The sequence below is a fragment of the Mycolicibacterium palauense genome, assembly GCF_002592005.1.
In the GTDB taxonomy this organism is placed as follows: Bacteria; Actinomycetota; Actinomycetes; order Mycobacteriales; family Mycobacteriaceae; genus Mycobacterium; species Mycobacterium palauense.
On sequence record NZ_NVQF01000014.1, the window covers coordinates 1 to 24,139 of the forward strand.

General features: G+C 71.0%; 21 protein-coding genes. 8 read left to right on the forward strand and 13 right to left on the reverse strand.

The window, feature by feature from the left end; genetic code table 11:
- Positions 1–156: 156 nt before the first annotated feature.
- Both CSR00_RS07980 and CSR00_RS07985 read right to left on the reverse strand, forming a co-directional pair.
- The gene (locus CSR00_RS07980; RefSeq protein ID WP_099021861.1) at positions 157–1,245 is read right to left on the reverse strand and encodes a class I SAM-dependent methyltransferase; all 1,089 of its coding nucleotides are present in this window, start codon (positions 1,243–1,245) and stop codon (positions 157–159) included.
- Between the two features lie 2 nt (positions 1,246–1,247).
- A complete protein-coding gene (locus CSR00_RS07985) occupies positions 1,248–1,487 on the reverse strand; it encodes a LapA family protein (protein WP_099021862.1) in 240 nt (79 codons plus the stop codon).
- Between the two features lie 165 nt (positions 1,488–1,652).
- Here CSR00_RS07985 and CSR00_RS07990 point away from each other — a divergent pair, with 165 nt between their 5' ends.
- A complete protein-coding gene (locus CSR00_RS07990; protein ID WP_099021863.1) occupies positions 1,653–2,408 on the forward strand; it encodes an SHOCT domain-containing protein in 756 nt (251 codons plus the stop codon).
- A gap of 10 nt (positions 2,409–2,418) precedes the next feature.
- On the opposite strand, the gene CSR00_RS07995 is transcribed toward CSR00_RS07990, so the two are convergent.
- Both CSR00_RS07995 and CSR00_RS08000 read right to left on the reverse strand, forming a co-directional pair.
- Positions 2,419–3,054, reverse strand: coding sequence for an MBL fold metallo-hydrolase (locus CSR00_RS07995; protein WP_099021864.1), 636 nt, complete (start codon positions 3,052–3,054; stop codon positions 2,419–2,421).
- 95 nt (positions 3,055–3,149) lie between these two features.
- Positions 3,150–4,235 (reverse strand): S-(hydroxymethyl)mycothiol dehydrogenase, encoded by a 1,086-nt coding sequence (locus CSR00_RS08000; protein WP_099021865.1) that lies wholly within the window; start codon positions 4,233–4,235, stop codon positions 3,150–3,152.
- A 168-nt stretch (positions 4,236–4,403) separates the two neighbouring features.
- On the opposite strand from CSR00_RS08000, the gene CSR00_RS08005 reads away from it, so the two are divergent.
- The 4 genes from CSR00_RS08005 (at position 4,404) to CSR00_RS08020 (ending at position 8,856) form a co-directional block, all read left to right on the forward strand.
- Positions 4,404–6,044: a helix-turn-helix domain-containing protein gene (locus CSR00_RS08005; RefSeq protein WP_099021866.1), complete on the forward strand. Its 1,641-nt coding sequence runs from the start codon at positions 4,404–4,406 to the stop codon at positions 6,042–6,044.
- Positions 6,045–6,193: 149 nt separating this feature from the next.
- A complete protein-coding gene (locus tag CSR00_RS08010; protein ID WP_099021867.1) occupies positions 6,194–7,330 on the forward strand; it encodes a class I SAM-dependent methyltransferase in 1,137 nt (378 codons plus the stop codon).
- A gap of 52 nt (positions 7,331–7,382) precedes the next feature.
- Positions 7,383–8,207: a serine hydrolase domain-containing protein gene (locus CSR00_RS08015; protein ID WP_099021868.1), complete on the forward strand. Its 825-nt coding sequence runs from the start codon at positions 7,383–7,385 to the stop codon at positions 8,205–8,207.
- A 115-nt stretch (positions 8,208–8,322) separates the two neighbouring features.
- Positions 8,323–8,856, forward strand: a complete 534-nt coding sequence (locus CSR00_RS08020) for a DUF3145 domain-containing protein (RefSeq protein ID WP_099021869.1) — start codon at positions 8,323–8,325, stop codon at positions 8,854–8,856.
- A 31-nt stretch (positions 8,857–8,887) separates the two neighbouring features.
- On the opposite strand, the gene CSR00_RS08025 is transcribed toward CSR00_RS08020, so the two are convergent.
- Entirely contained in the window at positions 8,888–9,808 is a 921-nt protein-coding gene (locus CSR00_RS08025; RefSeq protein WP_176561958.1) for a diacylglycerol kinase, read from the reverse strand.
- The gene (locus tag CSR00_RS08030; protein ID WP_099021929.1) at positions 9,805–11,397 is read right to left on the reverse strand and encodes an FAD-binding oxidoreductase; all 1,593 of its coding nucleotides are present in this window, start codon (positions 11,395–11,397) and stop codon (positions 9,805–9,807) included. The genes CSR00_RS08025 and CSR00_RS08030 overlap by 4 nt, the downstream gene beginning before the upstream one ends.
- Positions 11,398–11,429: 32 nt before the next feature.
- Between CSR00_RS08030 and CSR00_RS08035 the strand changes: the two genes are divergently transcribed.
- Complete coding sequence (locus CSR00_RS08035) at positions 11,430–12,026, forward strand: TetR/AcrR family transcriptional regulator (RefSeq protein WP_099021870.1); 597 nt, start codon at positions 11,430–11,432, stop codon at positions 12,024–12,026.
- The gene (locus CSR00_RS08040) at positions 12,023–13,597 is read left to right on the forward strand and encodes a glycerol-3-phosphate dehydrogenase/oxidase (protein WP_099021871.1); all 1,575 of its coding nucleotides are present in this window, start codon (positions 12,023–12,025) and stop codon (positions 13,595–13,597) included. Before CSR00_RS08035 ends, CSR00_RS08040 begins: the two co-directional genes overlap by 4 nt.
- 102 nt (positions 13,598–13,699) lie before the next feature.
- Here the strand turns inward: CSR00_RS08040 and CSR00_RS08045 are convergent, their stop codons facing one another.
- From CSR00_RS08045 to aceE, 7 genes are all read right to left on the reverse strand, one after another.
- Positions 13,700–15,121: an acyl-CoA carboxylase subunit beta gene (locus tag CSR00_RS08045; RefSeq protein WP_099021872.1), complete on the reverse strand. Its 1,422-nt coding sequence runs from the start codon at positions 15,119–15,121 to the stop codon at positions 13,700–13,702.
- Between the two features lie 29 nt (positions 15,122–15,150).
- Entirely contained in the window at positions 15,151–16,404 is a 1,254-nt protein-coding gene (gene kasB, locus CSR00_RS08050; protein ID WP_099021873.1) for a 3-oxoacyl-ACP synthase KasB, read from the reverse strand.
- Between the two features lie 34 nt (positions 16,405–16,438).
- The gene (gene kasA, locus CSR00_RS08055) at positions 16,439–17,689 is read right to left on the reverse strand and encodes a 3-oxoacyl-ACP synthase KasA (RefSeq protein WP_099021874.1); all 1,251 of its coding nucleotides are present in this window, start codon (positions 17,687–17,689) and stop codon (positions 16,439–16,441) included.
- On the reverse strand, positions 17,686–17,982 hold the full coding sequence (gene acpM / locus CSR00_RS08060) for a meromycolate extension acyl carrier protein AcpM (RefSeq protein WP_048471774.1): 297 nt from the start codon (positions 17,980–17,982) through the stop codon (positions 17,686–17,688). The genes kasA and acpM overlap by 4 nt, the downstream gene beginning before the upstream one ends.
- 132 nt (positions 17,983–18,114) lie before the next feature.
- Entirely contained in the window at positions 18,115–19,053 is a 939-nt protein-coding gene (locus CSR00_RS08065; RefSeq protein WP_281259687.1) for an ACP S-malonyltransferase, read from the reverse strand.
- Between the two features lie 128 nt (positions 19,054–19,181).
- Positions 19,182–20,468, reverse strand: a complete 1,287-nt coding sequence (locus tag CSR00_RS08070; RefSeq protein ID WP_099021876.1) for a PucR family transcriptional regulator — start codon at positions 20,466–20,468, stop codon at positions 19,182–19,184.
- An 87-nt stretch (positions 20,469–20,555) separates the two neighbouring features.
- A complete protein-coding gene (aceE, locus tag CSR00_RS08075; protein ID WP_099021877.1) occupies positions 20,556–23,345 on the reverse strand; it encodes a pyruvate dehydrogenase (acetyl-transferring), homodimeric type in 2,790 nt (929 codons plus the stop codon).
- A 138-nt stretch (positions 23,346–23,483) separates the two neighbouring features.
- Between aceE and CSR00_RS08080 the strand changes: the two genes are divergently transcribed.
- The gene (locus CSR00_RS08080) at positions 23,484–24,104 is read left to right on the forward strand and encodes an Rv2240c family protein (RefSeq protein WP_328514692.1); all 621 of its coding nucleotides are present in this window, start codon (positions 23,484–23,486) and stop codon (positions 24,102–24,104) included.
- Positions 24,105–24,139: the final 35 nt, after the last annotated feature.

Here is a 24,139-nt window from a genome sequence, read left to right on the forward strand (position 1 = left end):
AGCCCACACCCCAGCCCACGCAGCCCCCGGGCGACACCCCGCCGGCGCCGCCGGACCCGGTGACCCCGCCGGACTGGCTGACTCAGATTCCGCAGATCCCCGGCCTGCAACAGCTCCTGCCCGGGCAGGCTCCCGCCGAGTGAACCGCGGCGGCGCTCAGGGGGAGTGTCCGCCCTTGGCGAGCACCACCTTGGCCATCGGGATCTGCATCTCCTCGGGCGCCGCGGCCAGCCTCGCGGCCAGCCGCTGCTGCAACTGCTCGGCGAACCGGACCGGGCGCCCCTCGTCGGGCCCGTCGTCCAATGCGGCGGTCAGCGCGGGGAACACCGCTGCCCGGGCGAATCCGGCCCACCGCTCACCGAAGGCCTTCGCGTCGCCGTCGGCCCGGTACTGCGTCCAGAACCGGTCGCCGGCGTCGAAGACCTCGAGGTGTTCGACGCTGAGGTTCTCGAAGCGCCCCTTGGGGGCGAACGGTGCCACGAAGTCCTTCTCCGAGCGCCCGACGGTGGGAATCGACATCGCGCGCAGTTCCTCGGTGGTCAGGACCTTCTCGGTGACCAACTCGTCGAGGGCCGCCCTGAGACCGTCCAGCAGCGGGATCAGGCCGTACCCGCCGGACTCGTCGGCGCCGAGGGTGAGGACCACGAGCTTGCCGTGCGGTGACAGTTCGCGGCCCCGGAAGGCGATGAACTCGTGCCAGTCCTCGGCGGCCTGCCGGCTGTAGGCGGCGCGGAGGTCCTCGTCGGTGCTCATCGAGGCGTGCACATGGTCTTCGACCGGGCCCGGTATCCGGCTCAACCACTGGATCGCCCAGGAACTCCAGCCCAGCTGCACACTGTCGGAGGGGAGGATCTGCTGATAGAAGGACCGCCCGACCGCCGAGCTGAACACCTTCGGATCCTTGGCGAGGTAGCTGTCCGGGTCCTCGGCCAGGGTGTGGAACAGCGCGGTGAAGTCGTTTTCGGCGATGTCGGTGTGCGCGACCAGGATGGACTGCTCGGGCGGAATACGGGCACGCAGGCGGGCGATCGCGGCGCCGATCGGCAGCAGCGAGTTGTGCCCGTTGGAGGCGCCGTAGTCGGCGATGACGACCGGCTGCGGCGGTTTGGGCAGTGGGACCTCGTCGGCGGCCCGCTCGAAAAGTTCGATGGCGGGCCGCAATCCGGCCGCCTGCAGCCGCAGCGACGGGGTGTGGAAGACGCTGCCGTGCGGTTCGGGCCGCACCACGATGCTCGACTCGGGCACGGCTACTTCCGGCGTCGTCGGCCCAGCAGCAACCCCACCAGAATCCCCACCACGAGCATGACGGTCAGCACGAACCACATCGGCGATTCGACGGTGACCCACAGAATGTGAATACGCGGTCTGTCCCGGTTCTGGGCGATGAAGATGGCCGCCAGCGCGACCAGGACCAGGGCGACCCAGTACCGCACCGCGAAGCGCCGGACGGGGCCCGCCGTCGGCGACCCCGTCTCCTGTGCACTCATCGGAGAGCCTCCTTTCCCGGCATGTCGGTCTGGTTCCGACGGTAGTCGCCGTCCCGGCATGCCACCGTCCGAATGGTCGGCGGCACCGTTCTTGCCATGGTTGGCGGCGGAGTTGGCGGCACGGTTGGCGGCGCGCCGCGCCGGGCCCCGTGCGACACTTCGGGCATGGCTGACCGGCGGACGGCGCCGCGGCTGCTGCTGGCCGTCGCCGTCGTGACGATGGTGCTCACGGGGATCGGGTTCGTGCTGACACTGGTCCTCAACGCGTTCGTGCTCGACAAGTACGACGCCTACGGCCAGGTGCCGATCCCGGGCAGGGCCAGCCTGCAGCTGCCCGCCGGCGAGGTGACGATCACGTTCCACGCCACGGCGATCGGCTACCCGTCGGGAGCCATGCCGATCCCGGACCTGCAGATGAGCCTGCAGGGACCCGACGGCGGCCACGACCCGCAGGTCACCGAGAGCATCGGTACCACGACCACGGTCAACAACGACATGCGTCGCCGGGTGTGGGTCGCCCAGGTTCCCCAACAGGGCACCTACGACGTCATCACCGACGGCAACGTGAGCGCCTTCCTCAACCCGACGCTGGCGTTCGGGCGCGGCAGCGACTACGGGTCGTTGCCGTGGATCCTGGCCGCGGTGTTCGGGGTGGCGGTGCTCGACATGATCGTCGCGCTGGTTTGGCTCTCGCGCACCAAACGCCGGCCGCCGGTGGGCCTGGCGCCCAACCCCTTCGGCGGATCGGTGCGCGTCGGGGACCCGCCACCGCCGACCGCCACCCGGCGCGAGTCCGTCGTACCCAGCGATTCCGGGGTGCGTATCGAGCAACTCAAAACACTTGCCGCCCTGCGTGATTCGGGCGCGCTGACGCAGGAGGAGTTCGAGGCGGAGAAACGCCGGGTGCTCGGCGAGTCGTGAGCCGCGCGGCTCAGTGGCCCCTGGCCACCCACTCGTCGTAGTGCACGATCTCGTCGCCGATCTTCGTGGTGTCGCCGTGGCCGGTGTAGACCACGGTGTCGGCCGGCAGCACACCGAGTTTGTCCTTGATCGAGCCGAGGATCGTCGGGAAGTCCGAGAACGACCGGCCGGTGGCGCCGGGGCCGCCCTGAAACAGGGTGTCGCCGGAGAACAGCGCACCCAGCTCCGGGGCGTACAGGCACGTCGAGCCGGGGGAGTGTCCGGGGGTGGCGATCGCCCGCAGCTCGACGCCGTCGGCGGTGAGCACCTGCCCGTCGGACAGCGTCCGGTACGGCTTGCCGGGGTGGGTCATCTCCCAGAGCATCCCGTCGGCCGGGTTGAGCAGCACCGGCGCATCGAGGTCCGCCGAGAGCTGCGGCGCGACGGTGACGTGGTCGTTGTGGCCGTGCGTGCACACCACCGCCACCACGTGGCGGCCGCCGACGGCGTCCTCGATGGCCTTGGCGTCGTGGGCGGCGTCGATGACGATGACCTCCTTGTCGTCGCCCACGATCCAGATGTTGTTGTCGACGTCCCACGAGCCGCCGTCGAGTTCGAACTTCCCGCTGGTGACGACCCGCTCGATGCCGGGCTGCTTGTCGCTCATCGGTTTCCTCCGTTCTTCGCGCAAGCGCTCATCACTGCCTCCGGTTCTTCGCGCAAGCGCTCATCACTGCCTCCGGTTCTTCGCGCAAGCGCTCATCACAACACCACCACCGAGCGCAGCACCTCGCCGCCGTGCATCTTGTGGAACGCGCTCTCGATCTCGTCGAGTCCGATGCGTTCGCTGACGAACTTCTCCAGCGGCAGCCGGCCCTGCAGGTACAGGCTGACCAGGGTGGGGAAGTCGCGTTCGGGCAGGCAGTCGCCGTACCACGAGCTCTTCAGCGAGCCGCCGCGGGAGAAGAAGTCCACCAACGGCATCTCCAGGGTCATGTCGGGGGTCGGGACGCCGACCAGCACCACGGTGCCGGCCAGGTCGCGGGCGTAGAACGCCTGCTTCCAGGTCTCCGGACGCCCGACCGCGTCGATGACGACGTCGGCTCCGAAGCCGTCGGTGAGGTCCTGAATGGTGGCCACCGGGTCGAGTTCACGGGCGTTGACGGTGTGCGTGGCGCCGAAGTCGCGGGCCCACGCCAGCTTCGTGTTGTCGGTGTCGACGGCGATGATGCGCTTGGCGCCCACCAGCGCGGCCCCGGCGATCGCGGCGTCGCCGACGCCGCCGCAGCCGATCACGGCCACGGTGTCGTCGCGGCCGACCGCCCCGGTGTTGACCGCCGCGCCCAGACCGGCCATCACCCCGCAGCCCAGCAGGCCGGCCACCGCCGGGTCGGCATCGCGGTCGACCTTGGTGCACTGTCCCTCGTGCACCAGGGTCTTGTCGGCGAACGCGCCGATGCCCAGCGCCGGGGTCAGCTCGGTGCCGTCGGTCAGCGTCATCTTCTGGGTGGCGTTGAAGGTGTCGAAGCAGTACCAGGGCCGGCCGCGTTTGCAGGCGCGGCACTGCCCGCACACCGCGCGCCAGTTGAGTACCACGAAGTCGCCGGGCTCCACGTTGGTCACGCCCGCGCCGACGGCCTCCACGGTGCCGGCGGCCTCATGACCCAGCAGGAACGGGTACTCGTCGTTGATGCCGCCCTCGCGGTATGTCAGGTCGGTGTGGCACACCCCGCAGGCGATGATGTCGACCACCACCTCGCCGGGCCCGGGGTCCGGGATGACGATGTCCACGACCTCGACCGGGTCGCCCTTCTTCCGAGAGATCACTCCGCGCACTGTCTGGCTCATGCTGGAAACCCTATCGTCTGCGCGGCCCGCGCAGGATCCGGACGAACGGCGCTTCACCGCGCCCGGCGCCGGGTTGCGGACGGTTTCGGTGGCCGGGGAAAAGTGGCAGGCTGAGGGACATAACCGGGGGAGTTCTGCGCCCCACCCCACGGACCTGAAGTGGCCGACATGAACAGCACCGACATCCTCACCGATACCGCCACCGTCGAACTCCTGCTGGCCGCGCGCTCGGCACACGACGACCGCAACTGGCGGGCCGCCTACGACGCCTTCACCCGGGCGGGCGGGCGCGGTCCGCTGAGCACCGACGATCTCGACGCGATGGCGATGGCGGCCTGGCGGGTCGGCAACGTGCGCGAGGCGGTGCGGCTCTCCGAGCTGGTGTTCACCCGGCTGACCCGGACCGATCCGGTCGCCGCGGCGATGAAGGCCGTCGAACTCGGCCTGGCGTGGCTGACCCGCGGCGACCTCAACATCGGCCGGGGCTGGATGAACCGGGCCCGCCGGCTGCTGGAGGGCGCGCCCGAGAGCCCCGCCCACGGCTACCTGGCCTACCTCGACGCCGTGATGGCGGCGATGGAACAGGACGCCGAGGCCCTCGGCTCCTCCACCCGCACTCTGCGCGGCGTGGCCGAACGCACGGAGGTGCCCGCCTTGACCGCGCTGGGGCTGGTCGCCGAGGGGCTGCACGCGTTGTTCGACGACCGGCTGGCCGACGCCTACGGGCTGATCGACGAGGCCATGCTGCCGGTGCTGGCCGACCAGGTGCCCGTCGAGTGGGCCGGCGACATCTACTGCATCGTGCTCTACCACTGCCACCGGCTGGCCGACGTGCCGCGGATGCGGGCCTGGACGGAGTCGATGGAACGCTGGTGCGGGCTGTCGGGGTCGGTGGCCTACGGCGGGGTCTGCGATGTGCACCGGCTGCAGGTGGTGGCCGCCACCGAGGACTACCAGCATCTCGAGGAGCGCCTCGCCGACGCCAGCCGCCGCCTGGAGGATGTCAACAACTGGGCGGCCGCCGAGGGCTATTACCAGCTCGGCGAGGTGTGCCGGCTGCGCGGTGACGCCGAGGGCGCGGCCGCGGCGTTCGCCAAGGCCCGCAGCCTGGGCGCCGACCCGCAGCCCGGCGAGGCGCTGCTGCGCTGCAGCCAGGGTGACAAGCAGGCCGCGTGGGCCGGCCTGCGGGTGGCGCTGGCCGGCGAATCCGGGGTGGGGCGGATGCGCCTGCTGCGGGCGGCCGTCGACGTGGCGCTGGCCCGAGACAGTCTCGACGAGGCCGAGCTGTACTGCGCCGAACTGGAGGAGGGCGCGCGGGCGCGCCCGACGCCGGGGTTCCGGGCCTGGGCCGCCCACACCCGCGGGGCGCTGCTGGTCCGTCGCGGACGGCACGCCGACGCGCTGGACGCGCTGCACACTGCGCTGCGGGAGTACCGGAACCAGCAGGCCCGCTACGAGACCGCGCAGGTCTACGAATGGATGGCGTTGGCGCACAAGGGTTTGGGTGACACCGTCTCGGCCTCTGCGGACTCGGCGACCGCCGAGGCGATCTACCGCCAGCTGGGCGTGGAGGCGCCGCTGACCTGCGGTGACCCGACCCCCGGCGGTCTGACCAAACGCGAGGTGGACGTGCTGCGCCACATCGCGGTCGGCGCGACCAACCGGGAGGTCGCCCAGGAGTTGGTGATCAGCGAGAAGACCGTCGGGCGTCATCTGGCCAACATCTACGACAAGCTCGGCGTATCGTCGCGCACCGCGGCCGTCGCCTGGGCCTTCCAGAACATCGGCGACCAGCTGGACATGCGCTGATACGGCTTCTGCAGCATTCACCCCATCGGGCTCGCGCCGACGCGCGGCGAAAATGCATCATCTGCCCGATGAGCCGCCGGCCGTGCGCGCCGTAGCGTCGATATCCATGGCGGGCGACGGTGCCCGCACCGACACAGGAGTGCACACCAATGACAACCGTCACCGGATTCGACGAGGAAACCGATTCCGCGGCCGGCGAATCGGTCGAGGAGTTCGCCGGGCGCCTGCTGGAGGCCATCGACGCCGCCAGCGTGGCGATCCTGATCAGCATCGGTCACCAGACCGGGCTCTTCGACACCATGTCGCAGCTGCCGCCGGCGACCAGCGGCCAGATCGCCGACGCGGCAGGGCTCGACGAACGCTATGTACGGGAATGGCTGGGCGGGATGGTGACCGGCCGGGTGATCGACTACCACCCGGTGGATGCGGCCCCCGAGAAGTCCACGTACGTGTTACCGGCGCACCGGGCCGCGGTGCTGACCCGCGCCGCGGGACCCGACAACCTGGCCCGGGTGGCGCAGTTCATCCCGCTGGTGGGCGAGATCGAGCAGAAGATCATCGGCTGCTTCCACGACGGCGGCGGGCTGCCCTACACCGAGTACCCCCGCTTCCACGCGCTGATGGCCGAGGAGAGCGGCGAGGTCTTCGACGCCGCCCTGGTCGACGTGATCCTGCCGCTGGCCGAGGGGCTTCCGGAGCTGTTGCGTGCCGGTGCCGACGTCGCCGACTGGGGCTGCGGCAGTGGGCACGCGATCAACGTCATGGCCCGGGCCTTTCCGGGGAGCCGCTTCACCGGGATCGACTTCTCGGCCGACGCGGTGGCCACCGGTATCGCCGAGGCCGGCCGGCTGGGCCTGACCAACGCGAGTTTCCTGCAGCGCGACGTCGCCGAACTCGACACCGCCGAGGTCCACGAGGCCTGGGACGTCATCACCGCCTTCGACAGCATCCACGACCAGGCTCATCCGGGGCGGGTGCTGTCCAACATCCACCGGGCGTTGCGTCCCGGCGGGGTGTTCCTGATGGTCGACATCAAGGCCTCCAGCCGACTCGAGGAGAACGTGGGCGCGCCGCTGAGCACCTACCTGTACACGGTGTCGACGATGCACTGCATGTCGGTGTCGCTGTCGGCGGGCGGCGACGGGCTGGGCACCGTCTGGGGCCGCCAGCTGGCCACCCGGATGCTCGGCGAGGCCGGGTTCGGCGACGTCACCGTGGCCGAGATCGAATCGGATCCCCTGAACAACTACTACATCGCCCGCAAGACCGCCCGCACGGCACGCTGAGCCCGCACTCTGGGGCCCGGGCCCCAGAGCCGGCAGGCTAGGGTCGGGCGCCATGGGCGCACTCGACCTGCTCGATGACTGGCCGGTGCCGGCCGCCGCGGCCGCGGTGGTCGGCACCGCCGGCGTGCTGGCCACCCACGGTGACACCGCTCGCCGCTTCGCGCTGGCCTCGGTCACCAAGCCACTGGTGGCGCGGGCGATGCAGGTCGGTGTGGAGGAGGGCGCGGTCGAACTCGACACCCCCGCGGGCCCGCCCGGGTCGACGGTGCGCCATCTGCTGGCCCACGCCTCCGGGCTGGCGATGCACGAGGCGAAGGTGATGGCCAGGCCGGGGACCCGGCGGATCTACTCCAACTACGGCTTCCGGGTGGCCGCCGAGGCCCTGCAGGAGGCCGCCGGCATCGACTTCGGCCGCTACCTCGCCGAGGCGGTGTTCGCCCCGCTGGGAATGACGTCCTCGGCGCTGGACGGGGGAGCGGCCACGGCCGGCTACGGCGCCGAATCCACGGTGGCCGACCTGGCGGCATTCGCCGGTGATCTGCTCTCGCCGGCCACCGTGTCGCCCCAGCTGCACGCCGAGGCCACCTCGGTGCAGTTCCCCGGCCTCGACGGCGTGCTGCCCGGTTACGGGGTGCAGCGGCCCAACGACTGGGGGCTGGGCTTCGAGATCAGGGCGGCCAAGTCGCCGCACTGGACGGGGTCGGCCAACTCGGCGCGGACCTTCGGGCATTTCGGCCAGTCGGGCACGTTCCTGTGGGTGGATCCGCAGGCCGAGTTGGCGCTGGTGGTGCTCACCGACCGGGACTTCGGGGAGTGGGCGCTCCCGCTGTGGCCGGCAATCTCTGATGAAGTCCTGAGAGAATTCGGCGCACAGTAGCGCAACAGCCGCCTCACAGGGCACAATAGACACGCACGACACACACGTTTGTGATCCTGGCTCGGATCGATCGAGGTCGTTGGGGAAGACGTCCCTCGTCGATTGAAGGAGCATCATGGGCACGAACCGGTGTGGGTCGAACCAGTTCGCCGACGCGACCACCGGCGTGGTCTACATCCACGCCTCACCCGCGGCGGTGTGCCCACATGTCGAGTGGGCGCTTTCGTCGACCCTGAATGCCAGGGCGAACCTCAAATGGTCGCCGCAGCCGGCCATGCCCGGGCAGCTGCGCGCCGTGACCAACTGGCTGGGCCCCGTCGGCACCGGCGCCCAGCTGGCCAACGCGCTGCGCTCCTGGTCGGTGCTGCGCTTCGAGGTCACCGAGGACCCCAGCCCCGGCGTGGACGGGCAACGCTTCAGTCACACCCCGCAGCTGGGCCTGTGGAGCGGGGCGATGAGCGCCAACGGCGACATCATGGTCGGGGAGATGCAGCTGCGGTCGCTGATGGCCTCCGGGGCCGACGCCCTGGCCGCCGACCTGGACACCGTGCTGGGCACCGCGTGGGACGAGGCGCTGGAGCCCTACCGCTCCGGCGGCGGTGACATCGGCAGCGAGATCACCTGGCTGAGCCGCGCCGTCGGCACCTGATCCGGCACCTGATCCGCACCCGATCCGGGGCTCAGGCCGGCACCAGGATCTGCAGCGCGCCGGGAACCGCCGACACCTGCACCGGTAGCGCCGCGGCGAACTCGCCGTCGGCGTAGGCGTTGATCCCGGGGCACTCGACGCTCACCGAGCGTGCCCGATCGGTGGTGACGTCCTCGAGGTCGACGTGGGTGCCCTTGAACACCGTCGGGAACAACCGGATCAGCCGGGTCCGCGACGCGGAGTGCACCATCGTGATGTCCAGCAGTCCGTCGCCGTGGTCGGCGTCCGGGCAGATGAGCATCCCCCCGCCGTAGCTGCGGGTGTTGCCGAACGCCACCAGCGTCAGATCGGTGTGGATCTCCCGGTACCCGCCGGGGCCGCCGTCGAGCGCCAGCCGGAAGGGCAGCAGCTGCAGCCGGGACAGCTCGGCGATCATCGCCAGGTTGTAGCGCATCCGCCCGTGCGGCCAGCGCATCCGGTTGGTGCGGTCGCTGACCAGGGAGTCGAACCCGGTCGCCATCACGGTGCCGAACCACCGGACGGTCCCGTCGGCGGCCCGGATCCGGCCCAGATCCACCGTCTCGCGGCGGCCGTCGAGCACGACGTCGGCCGCGCGCTCGGGGTCGCCGGTGGGCACCCGGTACTCGCGGGCGTGATCGTTGCCGGTGCCGGCCGGGACGATGCCCAGCGGCACGTCGCCGCCGGCGAGCTCCTGCAGCGCCACCGCGATCACCCCGTCGCCGCCGGCCACCACCAGCGCGTCGGTGCCGCGGTCCAGTTGCTCGCGCACCAGCTCCCCGGCGTGGGTGGCGTCGCGCCCGACGATCTCGACGACGTCCAGGCCCCGCCCCTGCAGCCGCGCGATCGCGCGTTCGGCGGCGTGCGGCGCGTTCCCGTGGCCCGAGGCGGGATTGGTCAGCACGGTGACGCGCGCGATCTCGCCGGCGGTCACGGGATGAGCTTGCCCGGGTTGAGGATGCCTACCGGATCCAGCGTCTCCTTGACCGCCCGCAACACCCGCACGCCGAGGTCGCCGACCTCGGCGGTCATCCACGGACGGTGATCGGTGCCCACCGCGTGATGGTGGGTGATGGTGCCGCCGTGGGCCACGATCGCGTCGCTCGCCGCGGCCTTGGCGCGGCGCCACTGCTCGACGACCTCGCCCGGGGTGGACCCGCGCTGTGCGGCCACCACCGTGAAGTACAGCGAGGCGCCGGTCGGATACACATGGGAAATGTGGCACAGCACCAGCGCCGGGGTGCCGGATTCGGCCAGCGCGGCGGTCAGCGCCTCGGTGACGGCGGCCTTCAGGCGGGCCAGATTCGACCAGCTCGTGGCGGTCTCCAGCGTCTCGCACAGCGCCCCGGCCGCCAGCAGCGAGTCACGCAGATAGGGGGCGCCGAACCGGCCGTGCTCCCAGGCCCGCGCCGGCTGTTCGCCCAGCGAGGTGCCGCCGCGGGCGGCCAGCAGCGCCCGGGTCTCGGCGTGCCGGCTCTCGGCGTGGGCGGCGCTGCCCTCGAACACGGTGATCGCCAGGCAACCGCCGGTGATCTGCTGCTCGCCGATCTGTTCGGTGGTCGCCAGGTTCACCCCCGTCTCGGCCTCGTCGGAGAGCCGGATCACCGTCGCGCCCGTGCCGGTCTGGGTGACCGCGCGCAGCGCGTCGGCGCCGGTGGCGAAATCGGGGAACGACCACGCCTCGTAGCGGGCCGCCTCCGGCACCGGGTGCACCCGCAGCCGCACCCGGGTGATGACGCCGAACACGCCCTCGGAGCCCAGCAGGAGCTCCCGCAGGTCCGGGCCGGCGGCCGACGCGGGGGCGCGGCCCACCTCCAGTACGCCGGCCGGGGTCACCGCGGTGATCCCGCGGACCATGTCGTCGATGCGGCCGTAGCCGGCCGAGTCCTGGCCCGAGGAGCGGGTGGCGGCGAACCCGCCGATGGTGGCGAACTGGAAGCTCTGCGGGAAATGGCCCAACGAGAAGCCGCGCGCACCGAGCAGGCGCTCGGCCGCGGGGCCGGTGACCCCGGCGCCCAGTTCGGCCTCCCCGGAGATCTCGTCGAGTGCGTAGAGACGGTCGAAGCGGCGCAGGTCCAGCGAGATGACCGCCTCGAAACCGTCGCCCAGCGGGTCGACCCCGCCGACCACCGAGGTGCCCCCGCCGAACGGCACCACCGCGACGCGCCGGTCGGAGCAGTACGCCAGCACGGCGGCCACCTCGTCCTCGGAGCCCGGTGCCAGCACCGCGTCGGGGGCGTCCTGTTCCCCGCGCTCGGCCCGGCGCAGCAGGTCCAGCGTGGATTTGCCGCCGGCGCGCAGCAGCCGGGCCGCCGCGTCGGTGGCGATGTTCTCCGCGCCGACGATCTCGCCCAGGGCGCCCCGGTGCTGCGGTGTCAGCCGCGACGGGCGCAGCCGCACCTCGTCGGGGCTCAGCTCGGGCGCGGGTTCGGCGTCGACGCCGAGGGCCTGGCGCAGCAGGGACGTGATGCCGTCGGAGAGCGGCTTGGCCAATGCCGGGTCGCCCCAGGCGTTCCACTTCATGGCGGGATGATCCATGCGTTACAGTATTACAAATGCTGTCAATCAGTAACGCGGCAACGGCGGAAGACGTGCGCGACGAGACCGGCGACCGGATCCTGGCCGCCGCGGCCAGCTGCGTGCGCGACTTCGGCATCGACCGGGTCGCCCTGGCCGAGATCGCCCGCCGCGCCCGGGTCAGCCGGCCCACCATCTACCGGCGCTGGCCCGACACCCGGGCGATCCTAGCCGCCCTGCTGACCCAGCGGGTGACCGGCGTGCTGCGCGACATCCCCGCCGTGGGCACCGACCGCGCGGCGGTGGTGCGGCGCGTGGTCGCCGCCGCCGCCCGGCTGCGCGACGACGACCTGGTGATGGCCGTGCTGCACTCCGCGCCGGAGCTGGCGATGGTCTACATCGCCGAGCGCCTCGGCACCAGCCAGCAGATCCTGATCGACGCCCTGGCCGCCGACCTGGCGGGCGCCCAGGCCGGCGGCACCGTCCGCGCCGGGGACCCGCGCCGCCTGGCCACCATGGTGCTGCTGATCGCCCAGTCCACCATCGCCTCGGCGCGCATCATCGAATCCATCCTGACCGCCGACGACCTCGCCGGGGAGCTCACCGACGTGCTGAACGGATATCTGTCCCCATGACCCGCCGCCCGATCACCCGCTCCGCCACCCTGAACGCCGCCCGGCGCGCCGCCGACCTGCAGGCCCTGGCCGACGGCGGGCCCGTCGACGTCCTGGTCATCGGCGGTGGCATCACCGGAGCCGGGATCGCCGTGGACGCGGCTGCCCGAGGGCTGTCGGTGGCGCTCGTCGACAAGCACGACCTGGCCTTCGGCACCAGCCGGTGGAGCTCCAAACTCGTGCACGGCGGCCTGCGTTACCTGGCCACCGGCAACGTCGGCATCGCCCGCCGCAGCGCCGTCGAGCGCGGGATCCTGATGACGCGCACCGCGCCGCACCTGACCCGCGCGATGCCGCAGCTGGTTCCGCTGCTGCCCGGCACCGGGCGGGCCGAACGGGCGCTGGTGCGCACCGGGTTCCTGGCCGGTGACCTGCTGCGCCGGCTGGCCGGCACTCCGGCCTCGGTGCTGCCGCGCTCGCGCCGCGTCGACGCCGCCCGCGCGGCCGAGCTGGCGCCGACGGTGCGCCGCGACGGGCTCGACGGCGCGCTGCTGGCCTACGACGGGCAGCTGATCGACGATGCCCGGCTGGTGAGCGCGGTCGCGCGTACCGCCGCCCAGCACGGGGCGCGGATCCTGACCTACGTCGAGGCGTCGGCGGCCACCGGCACCTCGGCCCGGCTGACCGACCGGCGCAGCGGCGAGTCGTTCGACGTCGCCGCCCGAGCGGTCATCAACGCCACCGGCGTGTGGGCCGGCGACCTCGATCCGGCGCTGCGCCTGCGGCCCAGCCGCGGCACCCACCTGGTGTTCGACGCGGCGGCGTTCGGCCACCCGACGGCCGCGCTGACCATCCCGATCCCCGGCGAGCTCAACCGGTTCGTGTTCGCCATGCCCGAACAGCTCGGGCGGGTCTACCTGGGCCTGACCGACGAGGACGCCCCCGGCCCCATCCCCGACGAGCCGCGGGCGACCCCGGCCGAGATCGCGTTCCTGCTCGACACCGTCAACACCGCCCTGGCGACCTCGCTGAGCGTCGACGACGTGGTCGGCACCTACGCCGGGCTGCGGCCGCTGATCGACACCGACGGCGGCGCCTCGGGCACCGGCAACACCGCGGACATCTCCCGCGAGCACGCCGTCGTCGAGTCGGCGACCGGGATGATCAGCATCGTCGGCGGCAAGCTCACCGAATACCGGCTGATGGCCTCCGACGTCCTCGACCGCGCGATCGCCCTGCGCCACCTGAGAGCGGGCCCCTGCCGCACCCGCACCCTCCCGCTGATCGGTGCCCCCGCCAACCCCGGCGCCGCCGCGGGCGGACCCACGCGGCTGCCGGCGTCGCTGGTGGCGCGCTACGGGTGCGAGGCCGCCGCGGTCATCGCCTCGGCCACCTGCGGGCATCCCACCGACCCCGTGGCCGAGGGCATCGACGTCCTGCGCGCCGAGTTCGAGTACGCCGTCACCCACGAGGGCGCGCTCGGTGTCGACGACATCCTGGACCGGCGCACCCGGATCGGCCTGGTGGCCGCCGACCGGCAGCGGGCGCTGCCCGCGGCGCAGGAGATGCTGGCCGCGGATCCCCGCCGCTGACGCGGCCCGCTACCCGGACCACGCGGACCACCCGGAAAACGAATTCCCGGCCGTCTCGCAGGGAGAACGACCGGGAATTCAGCTACGCGTGCAGCGTTCGGCTCACAGCGGGATGTTCTTGTGCCGGCCGCGCCGCGCCGGGGCCTCGGCCAGCGCCTGGGTCAGCTTGGAGCGGGTCTGGGAGGGCTCGATCTTCTCGTCGACCACGCCGATGTCGATCGCGGCGTCCACACCGCCGGCGATGCGCTCGTGCTCGGCGGCCAGCTCCTCGTGCAGGGCGTCGCGCTCGTGGTCCTCGGCGGCGGCCAGCTTCTTCTTGTGCAGGATGCCGACGGCGGCCTTGGCGCCCATCACGGCGACCTCGGAGTCCGGCCAGGCGAACACCTTGGTGGCGCCCAGCGAGCGGGAGTTCATCGCGATGTAGGCGCCGCCGTAGATCTTGCGGGTGACCAGTGTGACGCGGGGGACCGACGATTCGCCGAAGGCGTGCAGCAGCTTGGCGCCACGGCGCACGACGCCGCCCCACTCCTGGTCGACACCCGGCAGGTAGCCGGGCACGTCGACGATGACCACCAGCGGAATGCCGAAGGCGTTGCACAGCCGGACGAACCGGGCGGCCTTCTCCGCGCTCTCGGAGTTCAGGCAGCCGCCCAGCCGCAGCGGGTTGTTGGCCAGCACGCCGACGCTGCGCCCGGCCAGCCGGCCCAGGCCGACGACCATCGACGGCGCCCACTTGGCCTGGAACTCGTCGAACGGCGCATCCTCGTCGAGCAGCGCGTTGAGCAGCGGGTGCACGTCGTAGGCGCGGCGCGCCGACTCCGGCAGCAGCGCGGCCAGGTCGGTGTCCTCGGCCTCGGCCTTGGCGCGGTCGAAATGGCCCTGCTGGCAGAACAGCCCGACCAGGCGGCGTCCCCGCTCATAGGCGTCGAGCTCGTCGTCGGCGACGATGTGGCACACGCCGGACTTCTTGTGGTGGGCCTCGGGCCCGCCCAGCGACACCATGTCGACGTCCTCGCCGGTCACACTGCGCACCACGTCGGGGCCGGTGACGAAGATCTTGCTCTCGGGGGCCATCACGATCACGTCGGTCAGCGCCGGTCCGTAGGCCGCGCCGCCGGCGGCGAAGCCGACGACCACCGAGATCTGCGGGATGTAGCCGGAGGCGCGGATCATCGCCTCGAACACCAGGCCGACGGCGTGCAGGGCCTTGACGCCCTCGGCCAGCCGGGCGCCGCCGGAATGCCAGATCCCGACGATGGGGCTCTGCTCGTCGATGGCGGTGTCGTAGGCGTCGACGATGTGCTTGCAGCCGTCGACGCCCATCGCGCCGCCCATCACGGTGCCGTCGGTGCAGAAGGCGATGGTGCGCACGCCGTTGACGGTGCCCGCGGCGGCCAGAATGCCCGAGCGGTCACGTTCGTGCAGCAGCTCGACGCTGCCGTCGTCGAAGAACGTCGACAGCCGCAGCAGGGGATCGCGGGGATCCAGCGATTCGTTGACCGATTCGGGCGCCATCGTCGTCATGTATGTCTCCTTGAGTGCCGTCAGTACGTTCAGTACTTGCCGAAGGCGAGTGCGACGTTGTGCCCGCCGAATCCGAATGAGTTGTTGATCGCGTACTGGTAGTTGCCGGTACGGGGTTCACCGCTGACCACGTCGAGGTCGATCTCGGGATCGAGATTCTTCAGGTTCAGCGTGGGCGGCACGATGCCGTCCCGCAGCGCCTGGATGGTGAGAATCGACTCGACGGCGCCCACCGCGCCGACCGAGTGGCCCAGCGCGGACTTCGGGGCGTAGACCGCCGGGCGGTGCCCGCGCATCGCCTTGTTGATGGCCACCCCCTCGGCCACGTCGCCGACGCTGGTGCCGGTGGCGTGCGCGTTGACGTGGCCGATGTCGGTGGGCTGCAGGCCGGCCAGTTCGATGGCCCGCGTCATGGCATAGCCGGCGCGCTCCCCGTTGGGGTCGGGCGCCACCATGTGGAAGCCGTCGGAGGTGATGGAGGCACCCATCAGCCGGGCCAGGATCCGCGCGCCTCGGGCCTTGGCGTGTTCCTCGGTCTCGATGACCATCAGCGCGCCGGCCTCGCCGAACACGAAGCCGTCGCGGTCCCGGTCGAACGGCCGGCAGGCCCCGGCGGGGTCGTCGTTGTTGGTCGACATCACGATGCGCATCTGGGCGAACCCGGCGATCGGCACCGCCTCGATGCGCTGCTCGACGCCGCCGCAGATGGCGATGTCGGCCTCGCCGAGGATGATATTGCGCCAGGCCTGGGCGATGCCCTCCGATCCCGACGCGCACGCCGAGACTGGGGTGACGACCCCGGCCTTGGCGTGTCGCTCCAGACCGACGACCGCCGAGGGGCCGTTGGGCATGTACATCTGCACGGCCAGCGGAGAGACGGCCCTGATGCCGCGTTCCCGCATGCCGTCGTAGGCGAACACCAGCGCCTCGGCGCCGCCGAGGCCGGTGCCGATCGACACCAGCAGGCGGGTGGTGTCGACCTCGGGCGAGCCGGCGTTCTCCCAGACCCGCCGGCCCAGCACCGTCGACATCCGCTGGGGATAGGACATTCTGCGAAGTTCGACCTTGGTCAGCTCGGACTCGAAGTCCTCCAGCAGGTGGCCCCCGATGCGCACCGGCAGGTCGAATTGCTCGACGAACGGATCCTCGAGCTTGCGGATCCCGCTCTGCCCGGCGAGCAGAGCCTTCCAGGTCGTCTCGGCGTCCGTCGCCACGCTCGTCGTCATCGCGATGCCGGTGACGACGACGTCGGGCAGACCGTTCCCAGTTGTCGGCGTAGCCATACTGCGCAGAGTGTCCTTTCCCCCGAACCCGGTCCTAGTACTTACCGAAGGTGAGCGCGACGTTGTGCCCGCCGAAACCGAACGAGTTGTTGATGGCGTACTGGTACTCGCCGTAGCGAGGTTCACCGGCAACCACGTCCAGGTCGATCTCCGGGTCGGGCGTCTCGTAGTTCAGCGTCGGCGGGATGACGCCGTCGCGCAGCGCCAACACCGTCAGCACCGATTCCAGGGCGCCGACCGCGCCGATCGAGTGGCCCAGCGCCGATTTCGGAGCGTAGACCGCGGCGTTCTCACAGCCGGCGACCCGGATTGCCTGGGCCTCGGCGGTGTCGCCGATCGGGGTGGCGGTGCCGTGCGCGTTGACGTGGTCGATGTCCTTGGGGTCCAGGCCCGCGGTCTCCATCGCCCGCTTCATCGCGTGACCGGCCCGCAGGCCGTCCGGCGCCGGAGCCACCATGTGATAGGCGTCCGACGTGATTCCGGCGCCCATCAGCCGGGCCAACGGCTTGGCGCCGCGGGCCAGGGCATGCTCCTCGGTCTCGATGATCATCAGCGCGCCGGCCTCGCCGAACACGAAGCCGTCCCGGTCCTTGTCGAAGGGCCGCGATGCCGCCGCGGGATCGTCGTTGCGGGTCGACATGGCACGCATCATCGAGAACGCTGCGATCGGCAGCGCCTCGATACCGCCCTCGACCCCGCCGCATACGACGAAGTCGGCGTCACCCATGACCACCTGTCGCCAGGCATGGGCGATGGCTTCCGAACCGGAGGAACAGGCCGACACCGGGGTGATCACCCCGGCGCGCGCGCCCAGTTCCAGGCCGGCCACCGCCGCCGCACCGTTGGGCATGATCATCTGCACGGCCAGCGGGGACACCTTGCGGGGCCCGCCCTCGTTCATGGCGTCGTAGGTTTCGACGATCTTCTCGCCGCCACCGAGGCCGGTGCCGATGACCACCGCGAACCGGTCCGGGTCGACCTCGGGCGCACCCGCTGTCTCCCAGAGCCGGCCGGCCAGCAGTTTGGACATCCGCTGGACGTACGACATGCGGCGCATGTCGATGCGCGTCATGTGGCTGTCGACGTTGTCCACGAGGTGGCCGCCGATGCGTACCTGCAGATCCCACTTGGTGACGAAGTCGTCGGTGAGCTCGCGGATACCGCTCTCGCCGGCCAGCAGGCCCTTCCACGTGCTCTCGATGTCCGCGGCGAGCGCCGTGGTGGCCTCAACAGCGGTCACCACGACGGAAGGGAATCCGCCGTTGGCAGTGGAAGGTCTGGTCATTCCGCCGCAAACTTCTCGCGCAGGGCGGCGGCAGCCTCGGGGTTCTCTTCCTCGAGCTTCTGGATGTAGGCGACGACGTCACCGACGGTGCGCAGACCGGCGAGGTCCTCGTCGGGGATCTTCACGCCGTACTTGTCCTCGGTCTGCACGGCGATCTCCACCATCGACAGCGAGTCGATGTCCAGGTCGTCGACGAAGGACTTCTCCGGGGTGACCTCGGAGGGCTCGATACCGGTGACCTCTTCGATGATCTCGGCGAGACCGGCGATGATTTCTTCCTGGCTGGCGGCCACAGTGTGGCTCCCTTCATTTTTTGATGGCCCGTGAACGGTTGCGTTCCGGGTTGATGACGCTCTTTGTTGATGACGCTGCTTGTTGATGACGCTGTGGTGTTGCGTATGTGGTTGTCCCGGCGGACCCGGCTGCTAGAGCTCGGTGAGTCCGTCCAGATCTGCGGGGGACTTGACGGCGTGCGTCGGTACCCCCCGAAGTTCCCGTTTGGCGATCCCGACGAGCGCCCCGGCGGGCGGGAACTCGACGATCGCGCGCACATTGTGGTCACGCATGTACTGGGTGCACAGGTCCCACCGCACGGGGCGGGTGAGCTGGGCGACCAGCTTGTCCATCGCGTCGGAGGTCGACGCGACCGGCTGCCCGTCGGCGTTGGACAGCAGTGTCAGCCCGTCGGCGGGCAGGGCGGCGGTGTCCACCGCGGCCGCCGCGGTGGCGTAGGCCTCGGTGGCCGGGGCCATGAAGTGGGTGTGGAACGCGCCGGCGGTGGCCAGCTGACGCACCCGGGCGCGGGCCGGCGGGTTCTCGGCGAGCTTGGCCAGCGCGTCCAGGCGGCCGGCGGCCACGATCTGACCGACCGCGTTGCGGTTGGCGGGCACCAGGTCCAGGTCGGACAGCGCGGCGAGCACCTCGGTCTCGTCTCCGCCGAGCAGGGCGGACATGCCGGTGGGCTCGGCGGCACAGGCCTTGGCCATCTCGGCGCCGCGGGTGGCGGCCAGCGCGACGGCGTCATCGGCGGAGATCAGCCCGGCCATGGCGTAGGCGGCGATCTCGCCCACGGAATGCCCGGCGACGATCGTCTCGGCGCCGGACAGCAGGCCGCGCCGGGTCAGTTCCCGGTGGGCCAGCAGCGTCGCGGCCACCACCAGCGGCTGGGTGATCGCGGTGTCGGTGATCTCCTCGGCCTCGGCGGTGGTGCCCAGCCGGGCGAGGTCCAGGCCGCTGGCGTCCGACCAGGCGGCGATCTGCTCGGCCGCACCGGGCAGCTCCAGCCACGGGCTGAGCATCCCGGGGGTCTGGGAACCCTGGCCGGGAGCAAGCAGCGCTACAGGAGCGGTCGTCGATTCAGGCACGTCTCTAAGAGAACATTGTGAAACGGATTTTGAACGGTGTAAGAGATTATGAACCTTGTCTTATGTTTTTGTAGCTTCCCCACAAAACGGCACGTGATGCGACGTCTTCGAGACCGCTGCGCGATCTGTCAGGACACGTGACTGACGCCCGTCGAGAACCCCGCCGGTGCGCTGACCGGCCCCGGAGCGGGGTTTGACAGGCTCGCATGCTGCTCGGAACGCGACAGCCGGCCGACGGTGGCCGCCACGCGAAGGACGTAGGCGTCACGCGGCAGGGTCGGATCGCGGCCCGTGAAATCAGTGATGCGCTTGAGGCGGTAGCGAACGGTGTTTGGATGAACGAACAACTTGCGGGCGCACGCCTCGATGGCGCCGCCGGAGTCCAGATAGGCATCCAGGGTCTCGGTCAGGGCCGGGCCCGCATCGGCCAGCGGCCGCATGACATCGGTCTGCAGCGCGCCGATCGCCGAGGCGTCACCCATCAGCGCCCGTTCGGGCAGCAGCTCGCGCGCCTGCACCGGCCGCGGCGCGCCGGTCCAGCCGCCGACCGCGTTCATGCCCGAAATCGCCTCGGAGGCGCTGTGATAGGCCGCGGTCAGCATCGGTGCCGTCGGACCGATGACCACCGGCCCCTCGGAGAACGCGCCGAGCAGGTCGGCCAGGAACCGGTCGGTGGGCGCCAGCTGCCCGGAGACGATCGCGATCAGCCACGTGCCGTGCACGTCGGTGAGCGCGGCCCGGCCGTGGCGCGCCGCGACGTCGCGGACGTCCTCGATGGCCAGTTCCTCCCGGCCCGGCGGGGGCGTCCCGACCACCACCGTCGCCGGGGCGTTGGTGTCCCAGTTCAGCGCCGCCGCGCGGGACAGCAGCTCGGCACCGGCGTCGCCGCGCACCACGGCGTCGACGACGCTGGCCTCCATCCGGCTGTCCCAGGCGCCGCGCGCCTCCGCGGCGTCGGCGTAGGAGGAGGCCGCGGCGAACGCCAGGTCGCGGCTGTACCGCAGGATCCCGACGGTCAGTGCGGTCAGCTGGTCCTCGTTGCGGGCCAGCATCGGCACCACTTCCTCGAAGTACTCCATGGTCACCCGCACCATCTCCACGGTCTGACGCAGCGCGATGCGGCGGGTCAGATCCTGCGGGACCAGCGCGAAGGCCTCGGCCGTGTAGCCGACGTTGCTGTGCGGGTCGTGCAGCCACTCGGCGAAGTTGACCACCGCGGTCTGCACCACCAGTTGCACGCTGGCGCGCTGGGAGGCCTCCAGTTCGGCGAAGAACGGCAGCCGGTCGCCCATCGCGTGGACGGCGTCGGTCGCCAGCCGCCCGGAGTACTGCTTGAGCCGGCGGCGCAGCGAGTCCGGGACCTTCTCGACGAGTTCCAGCGGCGATCGCGACGGAACGAACCGACTGTCGGGCATAACTAAAAGCTACGCCCGTTTTCTGGACAAAACCTCCAAGGGGCCGGCCGCGGTGGCGACCGGCCCCGCCCGGAGGATGCCGATCGGCTAGGCGCTGCCGGGGTCGGAGGTCTGCTCCGGGGCGGCCAGCACGTCGTCGATCTGGTACTGCCGTGCGGCGGCCACGGCCACCGACGGGTCGATCTCGCCGTCGCGGGCCAGCGCCTCCAGCACCGCCACCGCCACGGACTCGGCGTCGGTGTTGAAGTAGCGCCGCGCCGCCGGGCGGGTGTCGGAGAACCCGAACCCGTCGGTGCCCAGGGTGACGTAGGTGCCCGGGACCCACGGCCGGATCTGCTCGGGCACCGCGCGCATCCAGTCCGAGACCGCCACCACCGGGCCGGTCGCGTCGGCCAGCGCCGTGGTGACGTAGGCCTCGCGGGCCGGGCGGTCGGGATGGCGCAGCCGCTCCTTCTCGATGTCCACGCCGTCGCGGTTGAGCTCGCCCCAGCTGGTCACCGACCACACGTCGGCGGCCACATCCCAGTCCGCGGCCAGCAGCTCGGCGGCGCGCAGCGCGTCGGGCATCGCCACCCCCGAGGCCAGGATCTGTGCGGTGTTGCTGCGCTTCTCCGGGGCGCTGCGGTAGCGGTAGATGCCGCGCAGCAGGCCCTCGGGGTCGAAGTTCTCCGGCTCCGGCGGCTGGCGGTAGGGCTCGTTGTAGATGGTCATGTAGAAGAAGACGTTCTCCGGGTTCTCCCCGTACATCCGCTCCAGCCCGCTCTCGATGATGTAGGCCACCTCGTAGGCGAACGCCGGGTCGTAGGCCACCACCGCGGGGTTGGTCGAGGCCAGCAGCAGCGAATGCCCGTCGGCGTGCTGCAGACCCTCACCGGTCAGCGTGGTGCGTCCCGCGGTCGCGCCGAGGGCGAACCCCCGGGCCATCTGGTCGCCGGCGGCCCAGAAGCCGTCGCCGGTGCGCTGGAACCCGAACATCGAATAGAAGATGTAGATCGGGATCATCGGCTCGTTCTGCGTGGAGTACGAGGTGCCCACGGCGGTGAACGACGCCGTGGAGCCGGCCTCGTTGATGCCCTCGTGCAGGATCTGGCCGATCTCGCTCTCCTTGTAGGCCAGCATCAGCTCGGCGTCCACGGCGGTGTAGAGCTGCCCGTTGCGGTTGTAGATCTTCAGGCTCGGGAACCAGGAGTCCATCCCGAACGTGCGGGCCTCGTCGGGGATGATCGGTACCAGGCGGGGGCCGATGTTCTTGTCGCGCAGCAGCTCCTTGAACGTGCGCACCGTCGCCATGGTGGTGGCGACCTCCTGCTGCCCGGACCCCTTCTTCAGCGCCTTGTAGGTGTCGCGGCCCGGCAGTGTCAGGACCTTGGACTTGGTGCGGCGTTCCGGGACGAACCCGCCCAGCGCGCGGCGCCGGTCGAGCATGTAGCGGATCTCGGGGGCCTCCTCGCCGGGGTGGTAGTACGGCGGCAGGTAGGGGTTCTCCTCGAGCTGGGCGTCGCTGATCGGGATGCGCTGGGTGTCGCGGAAACCCTTGAGGTCGGCCAGCGCGAGCTTCTTCATCTGGTGGGTCGCGTTGCGGCCCTCGAAGTGCGAACCGAGGTGGTAGCCCTTGATCGTGTGCGCCAGGATCACCGTGGGTTGGCCCTTGTGCTCGGTCGCCGCGCGGTAGGCGGCGTAGACCTTGCGGTAGTCGTGTCCGCCGCGCCGCAGGCCCCAGATGTCGGTGTCGGAGAGGTTTTCGACCAGTGCCTTGGTGCGCGGATCCCGTCCGAAGAAGTTGTCCCGGATGTAGCTGCCGTCATTGGCGCGATAGGTCTGGAAGTCGCCGTCGGGCGTGGTGTTCATCAGGTTGACCAGGGCGCCGTCCTTGTCGGCGTGGAACAGCGCATCCCAGCCGCGACCCCAGATCACCTTGATGACGTTCCAGCCCGCGCCGCGGAAGAACGACTCCAGCTCCTGGATGATCTTGCCGTTGCCGCGCACCGGGCCGTCGAGACGCTGCAGGTTGCAGTTGATGACGAAGGTCAGGTTGTCCAGGCCCTCCAGCGAGGCCATGTGGATCAGCCCACGGCTTTCCGCCTCGTCCATCTCGCCGTCGCCGAGGTAGGCCCACACGTGCTGGTCCGAGGTGTCCTTGATGCCCCGATCGTGCAGGTAGTGGTTGAACCTGGCCTGGTAGATGGCGTTCATCGGGCCCAGGCCCATGGACACCGTCGGGAACTCCCAGAAGTCGGGCATCAGCCGCGGATGCGGATACGACGGGAGCCCGCCGCCGGGATGGCTGTGCTCCTGGCGGAAGCCGTCGAGCTGGTCGGCGGTGAGCCGGCCCTCCAGGAAGGCGCGCGCGTAGATGCCGGGGGAGGCATGGCCCTGGATGAACACCTGGTCGCCGCCGCCCGGGTGGGCCTTGCCCCGGAAGAAGTGGTTGAAGCCCACCTCGTAGAGGGCCGCCGAGGAGGCGTAGGTCGAGATGTGCCCGCCCACGCCGACGCCGGGACGCTGCGCCCGGTGCACCATGATCGCCGCGTTCCACCGGATCCAGGCCCGGTAGCGCCGCTCGACGTCCTCGTCGCCGGGGAACCACGGTTCCAGTTCGGTCGGGATGGTGTTGACGTAGTCGGTGGAGGTCAGCGAGGGGATCGCGACCCGCTGCTCACCGGCGCGCTCCAGCAGCCGCAGCATCAGATAACGGGCGCGCGCCGGGCCCGATCGTGCCAACAGGCCGTCGAAGGACTCCAGCCACTCGCCCGTCTCTTCGGGGTCGATGTCGGGCAGGTAGGAGGCCACGCCCTCCCTGATCACCCGAACACGGTCGTGTTCGGCTGCGGTGCCGGAGTTTTGGGCCAGGTCCTGGCGCACGAACTCGGTGGTCAACTTCCGCTCCTTTTGGGATTGCCGGGGTAGCTCTGCGAGGTTGTCGCTGACATCTATCAAACCGCACTCGGACCACTCGTGAAGAACGGATCCGTGGGACGGCACGCCGGGCCCGCCGAGCCGGTAACCTCAGCGGCTGTGATCGGACGGCGGGGGACGGGATCGGGGCATCGGCGCCTGCGTGGCCCCGGGCCGTGCGGTCTGCGGCGGGTGCGGATGGCGGCGCTGGCCGTCGGTTCGGGCACCGCGGCGGTGATGGGGTTGATCGGCACGGGTTGTACCACCGTCACCGACGGTACCGGTGTCGTCGACGCCGGGGAGGCGCCCGCCTACCGGGCTTCGATGTCGGCCTCGGCGTCGGCGTCGGCGGCCACCTCCAGCGCCCGGGAGTCGCGGCGGCAGGAGTCGCTGACCACCGAGGCGGTCTACTCGGCGTGCGAGACCATGAGCACCACCAGCGCCGACGCCATCGACGATCTCAACGGCTACGTCGACGCGATGAACAGCGGCGACGCGTCGGACGCCACGGTGGGCCGGGCCGCCGACGGGCTGAACCGCAGCGCCGACCTAGTGGAGAGCGATATCAACGACACGCTGCCGTCGGATCTGCGCGACGCGCTCTACGCCTGGAGTGACGCTGCCCGGGCGACGGCGGGCGCGGTCCTGACCGATGCCTCGCCCTCGGATTTCAACGACACCGTGACCCAGCTCAACGATTCCCGAGCGAACGCGCTGAACCTCTGTGATGGTTTCTACTGAGATTCTCGAGGATGTTCTCGCGGGTGCGTTCCGGG